This window comes from Sinorhizobium sp. CB7 (assembly GCF_041357635.1).
GTDB lineage: Bacteria > Pseudomonadota > Alphaproteobacteria > Rhizobiales > Rhizobiaceae > Rhizobium.
Window position 1 is genome coordinate 100,821 of sequence record NZ_JAULLL010000008.1, and the last position, 19,681, is coordinate 120,501.

Below are 19,681 nucleotides of genomic sequence, written 5' to 3' on the forward strand. Positions count from 1 at the left end.
GCTGCAAGGAAAAGCCATTGCGGGACCAAACTTTCGGTCGTAGGTGCATATTGAGGATCGCCTGTCGCATCCCGGCTCGACAATCTTCTCCCGTTTTGACAAAGAGATACCCAAAACTGGGGAATACGGCCGAACGCACGGCCCATCGGAGACAGGAATGACTGACGCAAGCGAATTGCCCGAACGCGAGAGCATGGAATTCGATGTGGTAATCGTAGGGGCGGGACCCGCGGGTCTTGCGGCAGCGATCCGCCTGAAGCAGGTCAATCCGGAGCTTTCCGTGGTCGTGCTCGAAAAGGGTGCGGAAGTCGGCGCGCATATCCTGTCGGGCGCCGTGGTCGATCCCATCGGCATCGACCGGCTGCTGCCGGGCTGGCGCGAGGAGGCGGATCATCCCTTCAAGACCGAAGTGACGGATGATCATTTCCTGTTTTTAGGCCCGGCCGGCTCGATCCGCCTGCCCAACCTGATGATGCCGCCGCTGATGAGCAACCACGGCAATTACATCGTCTCGCTCGGGCTTGTCTGTCGTTGGCTTGCCGCCAAGGCGGAAGAGCTTGGCGTCGAGATCTATCCGGGCTTTGCCGCAACCGAGGTGCTTTACAATGACGCGGGTGCCGTGATCGGAGTTGCGACCGGCGACATGGGCATCGGCAAGGACGGTGAGCCCGGCCCGAACTATACCCGCGGCATGGCGCTGCTTGGCAAATATACCTTGATCGGCGAGGGCGTGCGCGGCTCGCTCGCCAAGCAGCTGATCGCCAAGTTCGACCTTTCGAAGGATCGCGAGCCGCAGAAATTCGGCATCGGTCTAAAGGAACTCTGGGAGGTGAAGCCCGAGAAGCACCGCAAGGGCCTGGTGCAGCACTCCTTCGGCTGGCCGCTTGGAATGTCCACCGGCGGCGGCTCGTTCCTCTATCACCTCGAGGACAATCTCGTCGCCGTCGGTTTCGTCGTGCACCTGAACTACAAGAACCCCTATGTTCATCCCTTCGAGGAATTCCAGCGCTTCAAGACGCATCCTGCAATCCGCGGCACCTTCGAGGGCGGCAAGCGCATCTCCTATGGCGCCCGCGCCATCACCGAGGGTGGCTGGCAGTCGGTGCCGAAACTGTCCTTCCCCGGCGGCGCGCTGATCGGCTGTTCCGCCGGCTTCGTCAACGTGCCGCGCATCAAGGGCAGCCACAACGCGGTGCTATCAGGCATGCTGGCAGCGGAAAAGATCGCCGCCGCCATTGCCGGCGGCCGTGCCAATGACGAACCGGTCGAGATCGAAAACGCCTGGCGCGCGAGCGACATCGGCAAGGACCTGAAGCGGGTGCGCAACGTTAAGCCGCTCTGGTCGAAGTTCGGCACACTCATCGGCATTGCGCTGGGCGGCTTCGACATGTGGACGAACCAGCTCGCGGGTTTCTCCCTATTCGGCACGCTGAAACATGGCAAGACCGATGCGCAGTCGCTCGAACCCGCTTCACAGCACCAGAAGATCGACTATCCGAAGCCGGACGGCGTGCTGACCTTCGACCGTCTCTCCTCGGTCTTCCTGTCGAACACCAATCACGAGGAAGACCAGCCGGTGCATCTGCAGGTCAAGGACATGGCGCTGCAGAAGAGCTCGGAACTCGACGTCTATGCGGGCCCCTCGACCCGCTACTGTCCGGCCGCCGTCTACGAATGGGTGGAAAAGGACGGCAAGCAGACCTTCGTCATCAACGCCCAGAACTGCGTGCACTGCAAGACCTGCGACATCAAGGACCCGAACCAGAACATCAACTGGGTGCCGCCGCAAGGTGGCGAAGGGCCGGTTTACCCGAATATGTAGGTGATCGAGCGTCGTGATGAGCGAGGGGCATGCTGAGAAACTCGGCCTTGCTCCAGGGCGACGTAGCGTCAAGGGCGGAGCGACGCTCTCCGGTCTTTTCGCTGGATTGGATCAATTACTTCCGAGCCAATATTCCTGTCGAAAGAGCGACACCTGCCCCCGTGACCGCGGCAGCGACAAACTCGGCGATGCCGATCTCTTCGCCAAGCAGGAAGCCGCCGCCGAGCGTGGCAAGCACGGGCGTAATGGCGGTGAATGCGGCGGCTTGCGTCCCGCCCAGCGACTGCACGGCAACGCCGTAGGCAACGGTGGCGGCAAGACCGGAGAGCAGCCCCTGGCTCATGACCTGCAGCCCGATTTCCCGAAGGGGCGCCTCCGTCAACGACGTACCGAAGACGAGCGCCAGCCCAATATGGATCAGGAAGGACCAGATGGCGATCAGGGCACTGGCCTGGATGGCGCTGAGCCCCGTACGACGGAAGGCGTGAGTGTAACCCGCCCATAATACGGCGCCCAAAGGCAGCAGCGTAAAGCTGATCCAGGAAACCTCAGAACCGGATAGGCTGCGCACCAGCAGAATGATGACGCCGGCAACGATGGCGGCTAGTCCGAGCCAGCGCGTCAGATCCGGCCGTTCGCGGAAGATGGTGACGCCAATCACAGCTGCGGCCAGCGGCATGGAGCCGCCAAGGAGGATGCTGGCGGATGCGGCGGGAGTCGCATGGATTGCATAGGTAGTCAACTGGAAGAAGACCGCACCGGCGCCTGTGACCATCAGCGCTAGCAGAATCAGAGGCACTCCTTTCGGCCGCAGGCCCGTGCGCAACCAGACTGGCGCGAGCACGAGGGCAGGGATACCATAGCGAATGAGACCGATGTCGACTGTGCCAAGTTGCGTGACCGCGCTGTGTCGGGTCGCCAGGATCCAGGTCGCCCAGATGAGAACGGTGATGACGCCGCCAGCGTAGCCGGCGGCGGCAGATGCGGATCTGCCATTTGAAAATGCCAGGGTGGTCATCTCTCTATCCTTCCTTTTCCGGGCGGATCATCGTCCGTCAGAAGGAAAGAATAGAGCTGAAACTCGGGGCATGTCCTTGCTATCTATGGCGTGAAACTCATGGTAAGAGCAATATTCTGCCAAGATGACCAATGGATCATTCGTAAAATGCCAAATCTGGACAAATTCGATATCGCCATCCTGAAATGCCTTCAGGAGGATGCGCGCGCCACGAATGTCGAGATCGCCGAAAAGGTGAACCTCTCGCCGTCACCGTGTTTGAGACGGATCCGCAATCTTGAAAAGGCAGGCGTGATCCGCAGCTACCGCGCGGATATTGATCGCAAGGAGGTGGGTCTTGGGCTGACGGTTTTTGTCGAGTTCAAGGTTGCGCACCACAGCCGGGAGAATGCCGAAATGCAGCAGAAAGCGTTGCTGTCCATCCCGGAGATCGTCTCCTGCTTTTTGATCTCAGGCACCGCCGACTTCCTGGCCGAAGTCGTCGTGGAGGATCTCGCAGCATACGAAAAGCTGCTGACGGACACGTTACTGACCTTGCCGAATGTGAGCGATATTCGCTCGAATTTCGCAATCCGAACGATGAAGACGGCCGGTCCGCTGAAGCTGCCGGAGGGCAAATAAGAGAAGACGGGACCTCGCAGGCCCCGTCTTAGTGTCATCAAAGAAGAGTGCCGCTGAGAATGAGCAGCGCGACTGAGAAATAAATGATCAGCCCTGTTACGTCGACCAATGTTGCGACGAAGGGTGCCGAGGCACTGGCGGGATCGAGCCGGAGCTTCTGCAGCAGAAACGGCAGCATCGAGCCGCAAAGTGAGCCGAAGGTGACGATGCCGATCAGCGCCGCATAGACCGTGATGCCGATCAGCAGCCAGTGCGCACCGTAGTTATAGAGGCCGAGCTGCTGCCAGATGATCACGCGCACAAGACCGATGGCGCCGAGAATGGTGCCAAGCGTGAGGCCGGCCGGGAGTTCCCGAAGGAGAACGCGCCACCAGTCGGAGAGCTTCAGCTCGCCGAGCGCTAGGGCTCTTATGATCAGCGACGTCGCCTGCGAGCCGGAGTTGCCGCCTGAGCTCATGATTAACGGCACGAAGAGAGTGAGCACGATCGCTTTTTCGAGCTCTCCTTCGAAATATTGCATGGCGCTCGCCGTCAACATCTCACCGATAAAAAGGGCGGCGAGCCAGCCTGCGCGCTTGCGGATCATGCCGGCAAAACTGATCTTCATATACGGCTTGCCCAAGGCTTCCATGCCGCCGAATTTCTGCGCGTCCTCGGTGGTATCGGCGATCATCGTATCGATGACGTCGTCGACGGTGACGATGCCGAGCATCCGGCCGTCCTCGTTGACGACGGGGAGTGCGAGAAGATTATGCCTGCGAATGAGTCTTGCAACTTCCTCCTGCGTCATCAGCGCATCGGCCCTGACGATGCCGTCCCTCTGGGCGACGGAGAGGATGGATGCCCCCGGCTCGCCGGTAATCAGGCGGCGCAGTGTTACGACATTCGTCAGTACGCGCGTGACGGCGTCGAGAACGTAGATGGCATAGACCGTCTCACGTGACCGTTCGACCTGGCGCACATGATCGAGGGTCTGCGCGACAGTCCACGTGTTGGGCACGCTGACGAACTCGGTCGTCATGATGCTGCCTGCCGTGCGCGGCGGATAGCCCATCAGATGCTGGACGGCGAGACAGGTGGTCCGGTCCAGCCTTGCGAAGAGGGCGACGCGCGCGTTGTCATCCATGTCCTGGAAGATATCGGCGACTCGGTCATTGGCAGTGGCGTTCAGCAGCCGTGCCGCATGATCGACCGGCATTTCGGCAACAATGGCCGAAGCATTGTGCAACTCCGGCCGACCGATAATGCGCACCGCTTTTGATTGCGGCAGAGTGGCAAGAATGCCGGCGGCCTCAACGACCCCGAGTGCATTCAGCCGCTCTACGCGCTCGGCGGTCGTGACTGCCCCGAGGGCGTCATTTGTGAAGAAACGGGCGGCATGACCTGCCCGAAGGGGAAAGCTGTTGAAATTCATTTGCTCGCCTTTCCGTCGATCCGCCGTAGCGGCGGATCGTGGCGAGCCGACAGAGGTCGGTCAGTGCACGAACGCCGCTAACGGCAAAGGCAATCGACTACTACTGTCGCTAGGCATCGGTTGATGGCTCCGTTGAAATCCGCGGACGAACAATGTCACCCGCGTGTCATGATACGTGGATCCGAGGAGGGAAAAAGTCAAGTGCCATAACTGCTTACGGCAAGAATGTCGCACCCTCTCCGTGATGGAAAACAGAAAGAGGCCGGGCGGCGACAACCGTCCGGCAAGAAAGGTACCGAAAGGGGCCTAAAATCCGGCCAGTACGACCTTGCCTTTCATCCTTCCGGACTCGACCATGGCATGCGCCTTCTTCAGGTTCGCAGCATTGATCGGCCCCACTGTCTCGGTCAATGTCGTGCGGATCTCACCCTTGTCGACGAGCTCGGCGATCCTGTTGAGGTGCCTGTGCTGCTCTTCGACGTCGGCGGTTTCGAAAAGCGGCCGCGTGAACATCAGTTCCCAATGGGTTGAGACTGCTTTGCGCTTGAAAGGCACGATGTCGAGAACCTTCGGGTCGTCGATCAGCGCGAAGCGACCCTGCGGCGCGATCGCCTCGACGATCGATGCAATGTGATCGTTGGTATTCGTTGTCGAAAAGATGAAACCTGGTGCGCCAATTCCGAGAGTGGCGACTTGCGGCGCGATCGGTTGCGAGTGATCGACGACATGATGGGCGCCAAGGTCCTTCACCCAGGCCTGCGTTTCTGGTCGTGAGGCAGTAGCGATGACCGTGAGGTCCGTCAGCGCGCGAACGAGCTGGATTGCGATGGAGCCAACACCGCCGGCGCCGCCGATGATCAGGATGGCGCGCTGTGCGCCCGGCACCGGATCCTGCACCTTCAACCGGTCGAAGAGAGTTTCATAGGCGGTAAGGGAGGTCAGCGGCAATGCGGCGGCGGCCGCGAAATCGAGGCTTGCCGGCTTCCTGCCGACGATGCGTTCGTCGACCAGATGGAACTCGGAATTGGAGCCCGGCCGGTTGATAGTTCCAGCATAAAAGACTTCATCTCCCGGCTTGAAAAAAGTGACGTCGGAACCGACGGCCTTGATAATACCTGCTGCATCCCAGCCGAGAATCCTGAGCTGGTCGGGTTCGGGGGCAGCGCTGGCGCGCACCTTGACGTCGACCGGATTGACGGAGACCGCCTTGATCTCGACCAGCAGATCGCGGCCTCGGGCTTCAGGGACGGGAAGCTCGACGTCGATCAATGATGTTTCGGCGGAAATGGGTTGCGGGATCTTGTAAGCGACGACGCGCATCGGAAACTCCTGTGTTCGTTGCAGGAGAGCTAGATGCGCACTATGCTCCAACATCGCAAGAATGCACAAATTCTGTACGTAGTACCCAAAAGGATACTGTCGATGTCATTGCCCCGTGCCAAGCTGGTCAAGAATTTTCCCGGATGCCCGGTAGAGGCGACCTTGAGTTTCCTTGATGGAAAATGGAAGGGCGTCATTCTTTTCCATTTGATGGAAGGGACGCTGCGCTTCAACGAATTGCGCCGCAAACTGCCAGCGATAACGCAGCGCATGCTGACCAAACAGCTTCGTGAACTGGAGGACTGTGGTCTCGTCTCCCGCACCGTCTATCCGGTGGTTCCGCCAAGGGTCGATTATGCGTTGACGCCGCTCGGGAAGTCATTGGAACCGGTCATCCGGGCCCTGGCCGCCTGGGGCGAGGAGAATGTCTTCTGCCATGCGGGCAAGCGCGAGGTCCGCTCGCTGAAGGACCTAGTTGTTCCGGCTGCGACGCTCGAGGCGTAGCGACGCGGCAAAGACGAAGAGGCCGAGGATAGATAGCGCTGCGCCCACATAGCCGGTCGCCGCGAAACCAAAGCCCCAGGCGATGACGAGGCCGCCGAGCCAGGCGCCGACCGCGTTGGCGATGTTGAAGGCTGAGTGGTTCGAGGCGGCGGCGAGCGTCTGCGCGTCGGCGGCGACATCCATCAGCCTCGTCTGAAGTGCAGGCCCCGCGGCAAAGCCGCAACCGATGAGGAAGACGCAAAGCCCCAGCATGAACGGATTGGCCGCCGTCAGGGAGAAAGTCGTCAGAACGACCATATTGTAGATCAGCGAGCCGCCGATCGTGCCCATCAGCGACTTGTCGGCAAGCCATGAACCGATGAAATTGCCGGCGTTCATACCGATGCCGAAGAGGATCAGCATGATCGGCACGGCGCTTTCGGAAAGCATGGCGACCTCGGTCGTTGTCGAGGCGATATAGCTGAACATCGCGAACATGCCGCCATATCCGACGGCGGCGATACCGAGCGTCAGCCAAATCTGCGGACGCCGGAAGGCACCGAGTTCCCGCAGCGAACTCGCACCGTCCGCCACCTTATCCTTCGGTACATAGATCCAGATGAGGACAACGGTCAGCAGACCGACCATGCCGACCGTCAAAAACGCCACCTGCCAGTCCAGAGATTGACCGAACAGGGTCGTCAGCGGTGTTCCGAGTAGGGTGGCGACAGTGAGACCTAGCATCACACGGCCGACGGCACGCGCTCGCCGATGTACCGGCACCATTGAGGCTGCGACCAGCGCTGCAACGCCGAAATAGGCACCATGCGGCAAACCGCTGATGAAGCGAAGCAGCGTGAAGGATTCGAAGGTTGGAGCAAGCGCGCTGAGAATGTTGCCGACCGCAAAGACGAGCATCAGGGTCAAAAGCAGCGTGCGGCGCGCCATCTTTGCCGCGATGACAGCGATCACCGGCGCGCCGATCACGACACCGAGCGCATAGGCGCTGATGACGTAGCCTGCTTGCGGTGTCGTGACGGAAAAGGTCTCTGCAACGTTGGGAAGCAGCCCCATGATGGCGAATTCGCCGGTACCGATGCCGAAGCCGCCGACAGCAAGCGCAAGCTGTACAAGGGCCACCGTCATTGGCGCGGGTGCCTCGTCGATCGGCGGCGAATCGAGCGGTTCTGCGACGGCAAGCTGGCTCACGGGAGCTCCTGAAACGGCATATTAAGTGGACAACGGCAAGAGCGGCGGCAGGTGACCGCAGGCCATCGACAAAGAAGAAGGGAAGGAGCGAGATGCTCCCATCGTCTATTTATCCGCCAGCTTTCCCACGCCAGTCGAGTGCATTTTTTGCAGTGCAGTATGGAGCTATGTGCATACGTCCATTGCGATATTGCGGCAGGAAGCGGCAATCCAGCGATCGCGCGACCGATGGATTCCGCTTGAAATCACCCATTCTTGAACCATTTCTGTCCGGGAGCTTTTGCGCCCTATCAACTTCAGCGACAAGGAAAGCGGAACGTTGTTATGAAGCTCATGGGCTTTTTTAATCGCGACGGCGGTACGTTCAGGACGACGGACATGGCCGCCTATGAAAGAAGAGCCGAGTCCGTCTTCCGCGAGGCGGGCCATGATTTCGAGGCGATCGTCTTTTCCGGCACCGAGATCGTACCCGCAATGGAGCGTGCAGCAAGGCGCGACGATATTGACGGCATCGTCGCCGGCGGCGGCGACGGCACTATTGCCGCGGCGGCATCCATCGCCTGGAAGAACGGGGTTGCCCTCGGCGTGATCCCGGCCGGAACGATGAACCTGTTTGCCCGATCCCTGAGGGTGCCGCTTGATATCTGGGAGGCGCTGGAGGTTCTTGCGTTTGGCGAGGTTGACAATGTCGATATCGCGAGCGCCAACGGCAGGCCCTTTATCCATCAATTTTCCGCCGGCCTGCATGCACGCATGGTGCGCTACCGCAATTCCTATAGCTATCGTTCCCGGATCGGCAAGATTCGCGCGAGCACCCGTGCCGCCCTGGGCGTTATCTTCAATCCTCCCGAATTTGAGGTTGAATTCGAAGCGGAGGGCAGGCGGGAGCGGTGCAATGTCTCTGCTATTTCCGTATCCAACAATCCCTTCGGCGAGAACGCACTTCTTTATGCCGACGACCTGCGTAGCGGTGAGCTCGGCTTCTACACGGCAAAACCCCTGCGTCCGCTAGGCGTTGCCCGGCTCGCCTTCGACATGCTCAGAGGAAAATTCCGCGAGAATGCCGATGTAATGGTGATGCATACGCAGGAAGTGAACCTTCATTTCCCCAAGCTGCGCGCAAAGGCGAATTGCGTCATGGACGGCGAGCTTCTGCCGCTGGCGCGTGACGTTGCGCTGAGATTGCACGCTGGAGAGCTGAAAGTGCTCGTTCGGCGGGGACTTGCCGCGCAAATGTCGGAACCTGTAGAGCGTGAGCCGGTTGCCTTGGCAGGCGCTACGCGTTCGCCCAAGTGATACAACTCGAACGCAGGATGCCCTACAGGCGCGGCAGATAGGTTCGGTAGTCGAAATCCGAGACCGTTCTCAGATGGCGGATTGCTTCCTTGTGTTTGGTATCGCCATAGAGCTTCTGGTAGCGATCGCCGAAGATATCGGCGATGGAGGCCGATGCGCGAAACGCTTCGACGGCGGTCAGAAAATCATGCGTCAGGCGCGGCGCGTTGCGAGGGATGTTCACCGGCGTCGTTTCCTCGCCGGGATCGAGATCGGCTTCAATGCCGAGCAGCATTCCGCCGAGAATGGCGGCAAGCAACAAGTAGGGATTTGCGTCGGCCCCAGCGACGCGGTGTTCGATCCTAGCTCCCGGTCCGTCCTGCTCGGGAATGCGCACCGCCGTGCCGCGATGCCCGTAACCCCAGCTCAGATCGACGGGCGCGAACGAGCCGGGCTGAAACCGCCGGTAGGAATTGGCGAAAGGCGCGAAGACGAGTTGCGCCTCCTGCATTGTCCGAAGCAGGCCAGCTGCGACAGATCTTAGCCTTCGTGGCTCACCTCCCGCGGCATCGAGAATGTTTTTGCCCTCGGCATCGACGAGGCTGGCGTGGACATGCAGGCCCGAACCAGCGTGATCCGAATAGGGTTTCGCCATACATGTCGATTTGAGGCCGTGTCGGCGCGCGGCCTGTTCGGCGAGCCGCTTCAGGCAAACACAGTCATCGGCCGCCGCCAGGGCGTCGCCGCGATGCAGAAGATTGATCTCGAATTGGCCCGGCCCGAATTCGGCGGTGGTTGCCTCGGCGGGGAGGTGTTGCGCCTTGGCATATCCCCTGAGCGTTTGCAGGTAGCCGTCGAGAAGGTCGACGGCATCCATGTCATAGAGCTGGAAACCGTTCGGATCGTCGCGATAGTTGAGTGCGGCTGGCGGCGAGGGGATGCCGCGCTCGCGCCAGTCGCCTGCGACGACGTAGAATTCCAGCTCGGTTGCAACGACGGGCGTGAGCCCGATCGCCTTGAAGCGATCAACAACACGAGCGAGGATCGCGCGTGGATCCATGAAGCTCGGCGTCCCATCCAGTTCGTGCATGGTCGCGAGCACCTGGCGTGAGCCAGGCGGTGCCCATGGCATGTCGACAACCGTCCGTTCGTCGGCAAGGCAGGTGCCGTCGGGGTCGCCAATTGTCAGCGACAGTCCGGTCAAATCGTCATTGTCATCGCCCCATATATCGAGCGATTGCGTGGAAAGAGGCAGGCGCACGGCGCCAGACCAGATTTTCTTCTCGGCCTCGAGCGGGATCTGCTTGCCACGCAACCGTCCGTTCATGTCCGCAATCAAGATTTCGATGCGCGGCGGAGCGGAACTGTCGCCCATGTTTCCATCGGTTGTCCTGTTAGCCGCCATGATCTTGAAAATCCCCTCGGACGAGGCCAAGCTCGTAGCCGATCCCGATCAGCCTTTCAATCCGGCGAGGTTTTTGCAAATCATGTCCGATACTTCCCGGCTTTCCAATCTCACCGCCATTGACGCCGCTCATCACCTCCATCCCTTCTCCAACATGAAGAAGCTGAATGACGATGGCAGCCGGGTCATCCAACGCGGCGAGGGCGTCTATATCTTTGATAATCACGGCAGGAGGTATCTCGATGGATTTGCCGGCCTGTGGTGCGTCAATATCGGCTATGGCCGTAAGGAGATCGCCGATGTCGTCGCGCGGCAGATGAACGAACTGCCCTATTACAACACCTTCTTTGGCACCACGACCATGCCGGTGACGCTTCTTGCCGAAAAGGTGACGTCCCATGCCGGACCGCGTTTCAACCATGTCTTTTTCACCAGTTCCGGCTCCGAGGCCAATGATACCTGGTTTCGCATGGCGCGGGTCTATTGGAGCGCGGTCGGGCGGCCGTCGAAGAAGGTCATCATTGCGCGTCGTAATGGCTATCACGGCTCGACGGTCGCAGGCGCGAGCCTTGGCGGCATGAAATACATGCATGAGCAGGGCGATCTGCCTATTCCCGGCATCGTCCATATCGGCCAACCCTATTGGTATGCCGAAGGCGGCGATCTCTCGCCGGCGGAATTCGGTTTGAAAGCCGCTCGCGAACTGGAAGAAAAGATCGATGAGCTCGGCGAAGACAGTGTCGCAGCTTTCGTCGCTGAGCCAGTGCAGGGCGCAGGAGGCGTTATCATTCCGCCGGAGACCTATTGGCCGGAAATCGCCCGCATCTGCAAGGAACGCGACATCTTGCTCGTCTCGGACGAAGTCATCTGCGGTTTCGGGCGCCTCGGCACATGGTTCGGTCATCAGCATTTCGGCGTCGAGCCGGATCTGGCGCCGATCGCCAAGGGCCTGTCGTCAGGCTACCTGCCGATTGGAGGCGTGCTGGTTCGCGATCGAGTGGCCGATGTGCTGATAAACGAGGTTGGCGACTTCAATCATGGCTTCACCTATTCCGGCCATCCGGTCTGTGCGGCCGCCGCGCTCGAAAACCTGCGTATCATCGAGGAAGAAAAGCTGGTCGAGCGTATCCGCGACGATATCGGTCCCTATTTCGCCCGGGCCTGGGCGAGTCTTGCCGATCACGACATGGTCGGCGAGGCTGTCAGCATCGGCCTGATGGGCGGACTGCAGCTCGCGGCCGAAAAGAAGACCCGCGCCCGCTTCGAAAAACCGGATGCAATCGGCGTGATGGTGCGCAACCATTGCCTGGAAAACGGCCTGGTACTGCGGGCGACCGGCGACCGCATGCTCGCCTCGCCGCCGCTGATCATCGCCCACGAGGAGGTCGATCAGATGGTTTCGACGGCTCGCCGCGCGCTTGACGCCGTCTGGCAGGACGTGAAGGCTGGAGCTTAGCTGGCAACGAATTCGGCAGCCACTTTCCCCGGGCTGCACCTGAAGCTCACGAAAGCGCGGCGGAACCGGTTCGCAGGATCTACACTGGAATGACCGGGCCTACACGCTGCACGTGCTTTATTACATCGCCGCCATCTGCATGTTGGCGCCTATGGAGTCCTCTGATGGCTAACTGTGCGTACGGTCGTAGCAGCGGAATGTGTCCGGTCGCCGAAGGAATGGGACCTGAAGCACAGCATTAGGATTCCCTGCCGGTCACAGGGTGACAGGGAAAGGACTAGAATATCAGCGGGCCGGCCTACACCCCGACATTTCCATCAATCCGGTTTCGGTTTGCGCTTCATGGTTTCCGCTTCGGAGCAGAAATTTTCGGTATGGACGCTGATGGCGATGTGCGTCGGCTCGATGGTGGGTGCGGGTATCTTCTCGCTGCCGCAAGCTTTCGGCCGGGTGACGGGGCCATTTGGCGCATTCATCGCCTGGTCGATCGCCGGCGTCGGCATGCTCATGCTGGCCTTCGTGTTCCAGTCGCTCTCGGAGCGTAAGCCCGATCTGGACGCCGGCATCTATGCCTATGCCAAGGCCGGCTTCGGTAACTATCTCGGCTTCCTGTCGGCGCTCGGCTACTGGTCAGCTGCTCTTCTCGGCAACGTGTCCTATTTCGTGCTCATCAAGTCGACGCTCGGCCTCTTCTTTCCGATCTTTGGGGATGGCAACACCGTCATCGCGGTTGCGACCTCGTCGGCTCTCCTCTGGATCGTCCACTTTCTGATCCTCCGCGGCATAAGGGAAGCAGCGGCGCTCAACACCATTGTCACCTTCGCCAAGATCATTCCGATACTCCTGTTCATCGTGCTCGTGTTCTTCGGCTTCAAGGCGGAGATCTTCACCGCCAATTTCTGGGGAGGCGGGGCGACTTTAGGGGATGTCGCAAGTCAGGTTCGCGGCACCATGCTCGTCACCGTCTTTGTATTTGTCGGCATCGAAGGCGCAAGCGTCTATTCGCGCTATGCCCGCAATCGCTCCGATGTCGGTGTGGCGACGCTTCTCGGTTTCCTCGGGGTGCTATGCCTGCTCGTTCTTGTCACAATCCTGTCCTACGGCGTGATGCTGAATACCGATCTCGCCGGACTTCGAAATCCATCGATGGCGGGCGTTCTCGAGGCGGTGGTCGGTCCCTGGGGCGCCTTGTTCGTCAGCGCCGGCCTGATCATTTCCGTGGCGGGCGCCTATCTGTCCTGGGTCCTTCTCGCGGCCGAAATTCTTTTTTCCGCCTCGAAATACGACACGATGCCCCGGTTCCTCTCCCATGAGAACAGGAACGGCGTTCCGTCCAATGCGCTATGGCTCACCAATATCATCGTCCAGATTTTTCTGATCCTGACGCTGTTTGCACAATATGCTTTCCGGCTCGCGCTCGAGCTGACGAGTTCGATGATCCTCATTCCCTATCTCCTGGTCGCCGCCTATGCTTTCAAGCTCGCTTGGACAGGCGAGACTTACGATCGTGATCCCGCCAGCCATCGCGGCGAATTTGTGCGATCGGGGCTCGCGCTCATCTATACAACGTGGCTGATCTTTGCGGCGGGAGGCGCGCACCTTCTGCTGTCCGCCGCCATCTACGGTCCCGGCAGCATCCTCTTTATCATGGCGCGTCGTGAGCAGCGCAAAAGCCTCTTCAGCGCGGCCGAACTGGTCATGTTCGCGATCGCTGCCGTCGGCGCTGTCGTCGCGATATATGCGATCGTTGCCGGTCACATCACCGTTTAGAGCAACAGCGACCCTTTGTTTTACGCAATTCCGGACGGAAAACCGCTTCGCACTTCCCGTGGAATTGCTCCAGCGACGCTGCCCGTAAATGTTTGTGGTTGAATTCCGAAAAATTGGACGCGTGGCCTAGTTGCGGGATTCTATGCCGATCACAGTTGCGGTGAACGGCACTATACTTCGATCGGGGTTCTGCGGATGGTCATCAGGCGTCCCTAAAAAACATGACCTGCTAATTATTTAGAGGACATCATGGCTTCGGATTCCACGCAAAAATTTTCATTGTTCGCGCTGACGGCGATGGTTGTCGGCTCGATGGTGGGTGCGGGCATCTTCTCGCTGCCTCGCACCTTCGGGGCTGCGACCGGTCCGTTTGGCGCGATCATCGCGTGGTGCATCGCCGGCGGCGGCATGTACATGCTCGCCCGCATCTTTCAGGCGCTGGCGGAGCGCAAGCCGGATCTCGACGCCGGCGTCTATGCCTATGCCAAGGCGGGCTTCGGCGACTATCCCGGCTTCCTGTCGGCCTTCGGCTACTGGATCGGCAGCTGCATCGGCAACGTCTCCTATTGGGTGCTGATCAAGTCCACGCTCGGCCGGTTCTTTCCCGTCTTCGGCGACGGCAACACACTTGTTGCAATCGTCGTCGCTTCGATCGGCATCTGGCTGTTCCACTTCATGATCCTCAGGGGCGTGCAACAGGCAGCCTTCATCAACACTGTCGTGACGGTCGCCAAGGTCGTGCCCATCCTCACCTTCATCGTGCTGCTTGCCATCGCCTTCAAGCTGGATTTGTTTCGCGCCAATTTCTGGGGCGGCGAAGGGATGCCGGCAGCTTCGCTTCTGGAGCAGATCCGGGCGACGATGCTGGCGACCGTCTTCGTCTTCATCGGTATCGAGGGAGCGAGCAACTATTCCCGCTATGCACAGACCCGTGCCGACGTGGGTACGGCGACAATTATAGGATTCGTCGGCGTTACCGCGCTTATGGTGTTGGTGACGCTGCTGCCGTACGCCGCCCTGCAGCGTCCCGAGATCGCAGCCATGACGCAGCCTTCGATGGCGGGTGTGCTGGCAGCCGTCGTCGGGCCGTGGGGCGCCGTTTTCATCAGCGCCGGTGTCATCATTTCGGTTTTGGGCGCTTATCTCGCCTGGTCGCTGGTATGTGCGGAAGTCCTCTACGTCGCAGCACGCACGGACGACATGCCCCGCCTCTTCGGCACAGAGAACCAGAACAAGGTTCCGGCTGCAGCACTCTGGCTGACAAACATCATTGTCCAGCTATTCGTGATCAGCACCTACTGGTCTCAGGATGCGTTCGCGCTGATGTTGAACCTGACCAGCGCCATGTCACTGATCCCTTACCTGTTCGTCGCGGCATATGGCTATCTCGTCGCACAGCGTGGCGAGACCTATGAGGTCAGGCCGGAGGAGCGCAGACGCGACCTGATCATCGCCGGCATTGCCGTGATCTATACGATCTTCATGATCATCGCCGGCGGCTTGAAATTCGTCCTTCTATCGGCTCTTCTCTATGCTCCCGGTACGATCCTCTACTTCTGGGCCCGCCGCGAGCAGGGCAAGCAGATCTTCAACACGACCGTCGACTGGGTGATCTTCGCCGCTGCAGTCATTGGCTGCATTGCCGCGATCGTCGGATTGTCCACCGGCTACCTGACAATCTGAAGAGGAGGTAAGGCATGTCTTCTACAAGCTCCACACAACAGGCCTTCGGCGTTCATTCGGAGGTTGGACAGCTACGCAAGGTCATGGTGTGCGCTCCCGGCCGCGCCCATCAGCGTCTGACGCCGACCAATTGCGACGCGCTTCTGTTCGATGACGTGCTGTGGGTCGATAATGCCAAGCGCGACCATTTCGACTTCATGACCAAGATGCGCGACCGCGGCATAGAAGTCCTGGAAATGCATAATCTCCTTGCTCAGACCGTAGCAGTTCCCGAAGCCAAAAAGTGGATTCTCGACAATCAGATCGTGCCGAACCAGATCGGCCTTGGCCTTCTCAACGAGGTTCGCTCCTATCTCGAAGGACTGTCAGATCGTGAACTGGCCGAAACACTGATCGGCGGGTTGTCGACCTACGAATTCCCGGAGGATGTCGGCGGCGAGCAACTGGCGCTGATCCGCGATGCGGCTGGCGTCAACGAATATCTGCTGCCGCCGCTTCCGAACACGCTCTACACGCGTGACACCACCTGCTGGATCTATGGCGGGGTGACGCTCAACGCGCTTTACTGGCCGGCACGCCACGAGGAAACCATCCTCACGAGCTCGATCTACAAGTTCCATCCGGACTTCGCGGGAAAAGTGGACGTCTGGTGGGGTGACCCCACCAAGGATTGGGGCTTGGCCACGTTCGAAGGTGGCGACGTCATGCCAATCGGCAAGGGCAACGTGCTGATCGGCATGAGCGAGCGCACCTCGCGCCAGGCCATCAGTCAGGTGGCCGCGGCGCTGTTCGAAAAGGGAGCGGCGGAGCGCGTCATCGTTGCGGCCATGCCGAAGCTGCGCGCCGCCATGCATCTCGATACGGTATTCACCTTCGCCGACCGCGACTGCGTATTGCTCTATCCGGATATTGTCTACGGCATTGAGGCTTTCTCCTACCGTCCGGACGGCAAGGGCGGCGTCGAGTTCCACCGGGACAAGGGCAGCTTCGTCGATACCGTGCGCGACGCGCTCGGCCTCAAGAAGATGCGCGTCGTCGAAACCGGCGGCAATGCCTACATGCGCGAACGCACGCAATGGGATAGCGGCGCCAACCTCGTCTGCGCTGCCCCGGGCGTTGTCTATGCCTACGACCGCAATACTTACACAAACACATTGCTGCGTAAGGAAGGCATCGAGGTGATCACGATTGTCGGTGCCGAACTCGGTCGTGGGCGCGGAGGCGGCCATTGCATGACATGTCCGATCATCCGTGACACCGTTGATTACTGAGAGGCGGGGGACATCATGGCCAATTCCAGCGGGCTGGTTGAGGCAACCCAATCCAGATGGGCTTGGTTTCTTGGCCTTGGCATCGCACTCATCGTGGGCGGCGGCCTAGCGATCATGCTGCCCGCAATTTCCACGGTCGCCGCGAGCATTGTCCTGGGGCTCGTGCTCGCTGTTGTCGGCGTCCCGCAGATCCTCCAGACCTTCCAGGCGACCGCCTGGGCCGGCTTCCATGCTCATTGCGAATGAAAATTGGCCGATATCGTGAGCCGTCACTGCGGGCCACGACCGATGCGGCTGTTCAAGTGAACGAGGTAAGACATGCTTTCCTGCACATCAGGTGATACGCCGGCAGCGCATATCGGCTGTCTTTGCCATCGGCCCGAAATTAGATCCCTGACCGGGAGGATCAATGGCGATCTATCAAGGCGGGGCTTTGTGGCCGGCATGGCAGCCTCGGTCGCGACGCTCGGATTCGGCAGTCGTGCCAGGGCACAGGCGGCTGGCGCCGCGCCGCCGCCTCCCATCCTGTTCACGAATTTTCGATTGTTTGATGGCAAATCCAGTTCGCTGCAGGATGGATTTCGGCTGCTTGTCGACGGAAGCCAGGTCAAGTCTTTGGTACAGGGCGATCTTGCCGCGCCCGAGGGCGGCCGCACGGTCGATTGCAGCGGTCGTGTGATCATGCCCGGTCTCATCGATGCGCATTGGCATTCCCTGTTCGCCGCCTTGCCGATCCAGGTTCTGATGAGCGCGGATGTCGGCTACATTTTCCTCGCCGCCAGCGCAGAAGCCGAACGCACCCTGATGCGTGGTTTCACCACCATCCGGGATTGCGGCGGGCCGGCATTCGCTCTGAAGCAGGCGATCGATGACGGCCTGACGCCCGGCCCGCGAATCTATCCATCCGGCGCCATGATAACCACCAGCGGCGGGCATGGAGACCTGCGGCCATTGTCGGATTTGCCACGGAGTCTTGGCGGGCCGGTCAGCGTAACGGAACAGATCGGGGGCGGCGCGCTTGCCGACAGTGCTGCGGAGGTGCAGCTCAGAGCGCGCGAGCAACTGCTGCAGGGCGCATCGCAACTTAAGATGGTCGGAGGCGGCGGCGTGTCCTCGCCGCGCAGCCCGCTCGATATGTCGACCTTCAGCGAAAGCGACCTGCGCGCCGCGGTCGAGGTTGCCAGGGACTGGAATACCTACGTGACAGTGCACGCCTATGCATCCAACACTGTCCAGCGGGCGATCGCGGCAGGAGCCGCCTGCATCGAGCATGCGCATCTGATGGACGATGAAACGGCCAGGATGATGGCTGACAAGGGGATCTGGCTCAGCATTCAGCCCTTCCTCGGCGCAGACGATTCCGTGCCGCTGACAGGCCCGAGCCAGGCGAAAATGCAACAGGTGTTCGCCGCTACCGACAGCGCCTATGAGCTTGCCAAAAAACACAGGATCAAGACGGCTTTCGGCTCGGATCTCTTGTTTTCCGGAACGCTGACGGCGCGCCAGGGGACGATGCTTACCCATCTGACGCGATGGTATGGCAATGCCGAAATTCTGACCATGGCAACCGCCACGAATGCAGAACTTCTTGGACTTTCCAGCCTGCGCAATCCCTATCCGGGGAGGATCGGTGTCATAGAAGAGGGCGCGTTCGCCGATCTCCTGCTCGTCGATGGCGATCCGCTTGCAGATATCGCGCTTGTTGCAGACCCTGACAAGAATTTCGTAATGATCATGAAGGACGGCAAGATATACAAGGACAAGATCAGCGCGTAGGATAACGCCTTCCGCCGTCGGGAGACTTTGGGTCGACAATAATTCCGATAAGGCCGGCGATACTATTGCTTCCGTTCCTGTGGCGTTTCATGGATAGATATCGAACTGTTCCTGTGCTCCTCGGCATGATCGCGGCAATCGCGGTCTTTACCGCGCTCTATCTTTCGGCCGTCATCTTTGCCCCGGTCGCCTGCGCGCTGTTCATCATCGCCATCGTATGGCCGATGCAAAGGACGCTTCAATCCCATCTGCCGCAGCTCCTCGCCCTGGCCTTGGTCGTCGGGGTCATCGTCGTGGTGTTTATTCTTTTCGCTTCCGTAGTGGCCTGGGGCTTCGGTCGTATAGCGCGATCACTGATCTCGGACGCTCCACGCTTCCAGATGCTCTACGATCAAGCTGCCCTCTGGCTGGAGGGGCATGGTATTGTCGTCGCAGGCATATGGGCGGAACATTTCAACATGCGCTGGGCTGTGGGAATGCTGCAGGGGCTGACAGCGCGCCTTAATACCATGATTTCCTTCTGGCTCGTGGTGCTCGTCTACGTATTGCTGGGGCTTCTCGAGGTCGCGCCGGTCAGTCGCAAGATCGGTTTGGTGATGACCACGGAAACGGCACGCGTTCTGATCGATGGCTGCAGCCTGACCGCTGCCAAGCTTCGCCGCTATTTGCTGATCAGGACGATCATGAGCATCGCGACTGGCGCGATGGTCTGGGTGCTGGCGCTTGCCTTCGGCCTGCAATTTGCTGCCGAATGGGGCGTCATAGCCTTCACATTGAACTACATACCGTTCATAGGACCCTTCATCGCCACACTGTTGCCGACGCTTTATGCATTGGCGCAATTCGAATCCCTGCAATCGGCGTTGTTCGTCTTCGCGTGCCTCAACGTCATACAGTTCGTGATCGGCAGCTATATCGAGCCGCGTGTGGCGGGGAACGCGCTCGCCGTTTCCCCCTTTGTCGTGCTGCTTTCGGTTTTCCTATGGACCTTTCTGTGGGGGCTGTTCGGCTCCTTTATAGGGGTTCCGATCACGATCGCCGTGTTGACATTCTGCGAGCAATCTCCCGCAACTCGGTGGTTGGCGGACCTGCAGAGCGCCAGTGGATACCGTGCGAAGGAAAAGCGGCGCGAAAGCCTTTAGAGCAATTCCAGGAAAA

16 protein-coding genes are annotated in these 19,681 nt (G+C 59.9%); 11 read left to right on the forward strand and 5 right to left on the reverse strand.

Features of this window, described 5'->3' with window-relative positions; genetic code table 11:
- Positions 1 to 157: 157 nt before the first annotated feature.
- Positions 158 to 1,822, forward strand: a complete 1,665-nt coding sequence (locus AAE029_RS16445; protein WP_371073940.1) for an electron transfer flavoprotein-ubiquinone oxidoreductase — start codon at positions 158 to 160, stop codon at positions 1,820 to 1,822.
- 115 nt (positions 1,823 to 1,937) lie between these two features.
- Here the strand turns inward: AAE029_RS16445 and AAE029_RS16450 are convergent, their stop codons facing one another.
- Positions 1,938 to 2,840 carry a DMT family transporter gene (locus tag AAE029_RS16450; protein WP_371073941.1) on the reverse strand — a complete coding sequence of 301 codons (903 nt, stop codon included), beginning with the start codon at positions 2,838 to 2,840 and terminating at the stop codon, positions 1,938 to 1,940.
- Between the two features lie 99 nt (positions 2,841 to 2,939).
- Here AAE029_RS16450 and AAE029_RS16455 point away from each other — a divergent pair, with 99 nt between their 5' ends.
- Entirely contained in the window at positions 2,940 to 3,461 is a 522-nt protein-coding gene (locus AAE029_RS16455; RefSeq protein ID WP_371073942.1) for an Lrp/AsnC family transcriptional regulator, read from the forward strand.
- A gap of 37 nt (positions 3,462 to 3,498) precedes the next feature.
- Here AAE029_RS16455 and mgtE read toward each other — a convergent pair whose 3' ends face one another.
- Together mgtE and AAE029_RS16465 are read right to left on the reverse strand one after the other, a co-directional pair.
- Entirely contained in the window at positions 3,499 to 4,875 is a 1,377-nt protein-coding gene (gene mgtE, locus AAE029_RS16460) for a magnesium transporter (RefSeq protein WP_371073943.1), read from the reverse strand.
- A gap of 306 nt (positions 4,876 to 5,181) precedes the next feature.
- Positions 5,182 to 6,195 carry a zinc-binding alcohol dehydrogenase family protein gene (locus AAE029_RS16465; protein WP_371073944.1) on the reverse strand — a complete coding sequence of 338 codons (1,014 nt, stop codon included), beginning with the start codon at positions 6,193 to 6,195 and terminating at the stop codon, positions 5,182 to 5,184.
- Between the two features lie 102 nt (positions 6,196 to 6,297).
- On the opposite strand from AAE029_RS16465, the gene AAE029_RS16470 reads away from it, so the two are divergent.
- On the forward strand, positions 6,298 to 6,699 hold the full coding sequence (locus AAE029_RS16470) for a winged helix-turn-helix transcriptional regulator (protein WP_371073945.1): 402 nt from the start codon (positions 6,298 to 6,300) through the stop codon (positions 6,697 to 6,699).
- On the opposite strand, the gene AAE029_RS16475 is transcribed toward AAE029_RS16470, so the two are convergent.
- Complete coding sequence (locus AAE029_RS16475; RefSeq protein ID WP_371074160.1) at positions 6,667 to 7,824, reverse strand: MFS transporter; 1,158 nt, start codon at positions 7,822 to 7,824, stop codon at positions 6,667 to 6,669. The two genes, AAE029_RS16470 and AAE029_RS16475, sit on opposite strands and share 33 nt — an antisense overlap.
- A 387-nt stretch (positions 7,825 to 8,211) precedes the next feature.
- On the opposite strand from AAE029_RS16475, the gene AAE029_RS16480 reads away from it, so the two are divergent.
- The gene (locus tag AAE029_RS16480; protein ID WP_371073946.1) at positions 8,212 to 9,183 is read left to right on the forward strand and encodes a diacylglycerol kinase family protein; all 972 of its coding nucleotides are present in this window, start codon (positions 8,212 to 8,214) and stop codon (positions 9,181 to 9,183) included.
- Between the two features lie 22 nt (positions 9,184 to 9,205).
- On the opposite strand, the gene AAE029_RS16485 is transcribed toward AAE029_RS16480, so the two are convergent.
- Positions 9,206 to 10,567: a glutamine synthetase family protein gene (locus tag AAE029_RS16485; RefSeq protein WP_371073947.1), complete on the reverse strand. Its 1,362-nt coding sequence runs from the start codon at positions 10,565 to 10,567 to the stop codon at positions 9,206 to 9,208.
- An 82-nt stretch (positions 10,568 to 10,649) separates the two neighbouring features.
- Between AAE029_RS16485 and AAE029_RS16490 the strand changes: the two genes are divergently transcribed.
- The 7 genes from AAE029_RS16490 (at position 10,650) to AAE029_RS16520 (ending at position 19,665) form a co-directional block, all read left to right on the forward strand.
- Positions 10,650 to 12,023, forward strand: coding sequence for an aspartate aminotransferase family protein (locus AAE029_RS16490; RefSeq protein WP_371073948.1), 1,374 nt, complete (start codon positions 10,650 to 10,652; stop codon positions 12,021 to 12,023).
- A 342-nt stretch (positions 12,024 to 12,365) separates the two neighbouring features.
- Positions 12,366 to 13,793, forward strand: a complete 1,428-nt coding sequence (locus tag AAE029_RS16495; protein WP_371073949.1) for a basic amino acid/polyamine antiporter — start codon at positions 12,366 to 12,368, stop codon at positions 13,791 to 13,793.
- Between the two features lie 249 nt (positions 13,794 to 14,042).
- On the forward strand, positions 14,043 to 15,476 hold the full coding sequence (locus tag AAE029_RS16500) for a basic amino acid/polyamine antiporter (RefSeq protein WP_371073950.1): 1,434 nt from the start codon (positions 14,043 to 14,045) through the stop codon (positions 15,474 to 15,476).
- Between the two features lie 14 nt (positions 15,477 to 15,490).
- Positions 15,491 to 16,747, forward strand: a complete 1,257-nt coding sequence (locus AAE029_RS16505; protein ID WP_371073951.1) for an arginine deiminase — start codon at positions 15,491 to 15,493, stop codon at positions 16,745 to 16,747.
- 15 nt (positions 16,748 to 16,762) lie between these two features.
- Positions 16,763 to 16,993: a DUF308 domain-containing protein gene (locus AAE029_RS16510; protein WP_371073952.1), complete on the forward strand. Its 231-nt coding sequence runs from the start codon at positions 16,763 to 16,765 to the stop codon at positions 16,991 to 16,993.
- 72 nt (positions 16,994 to 17,065) lie between these two features.
- A complete protein-coding gene (locus AAE029_RS16515) occupies positions 17,066 to 18,523 on the forward strand; it encodes an amidohydrolase family protein (RefSeq protein WP_371073953.1) in 1,458 nt (485 codons plus the stop codon).
- Between the two features lie 89 nt (positions 18,524 to 18,612).
- On the forward strand, positions 18,613 to 19,665 hold the full coding sequence (locus tag AAE029_RS16520; protein WP_371073954.1) for an AI-2E family transporter: 1,053 nt from the start codon (positions 18,613 to 18,615) through the stop codon (positions 19,663 to 19,665).
- The last annotated feature ends 16 nt before the right edge of the window (positions 19,666 to 19,681 follow it).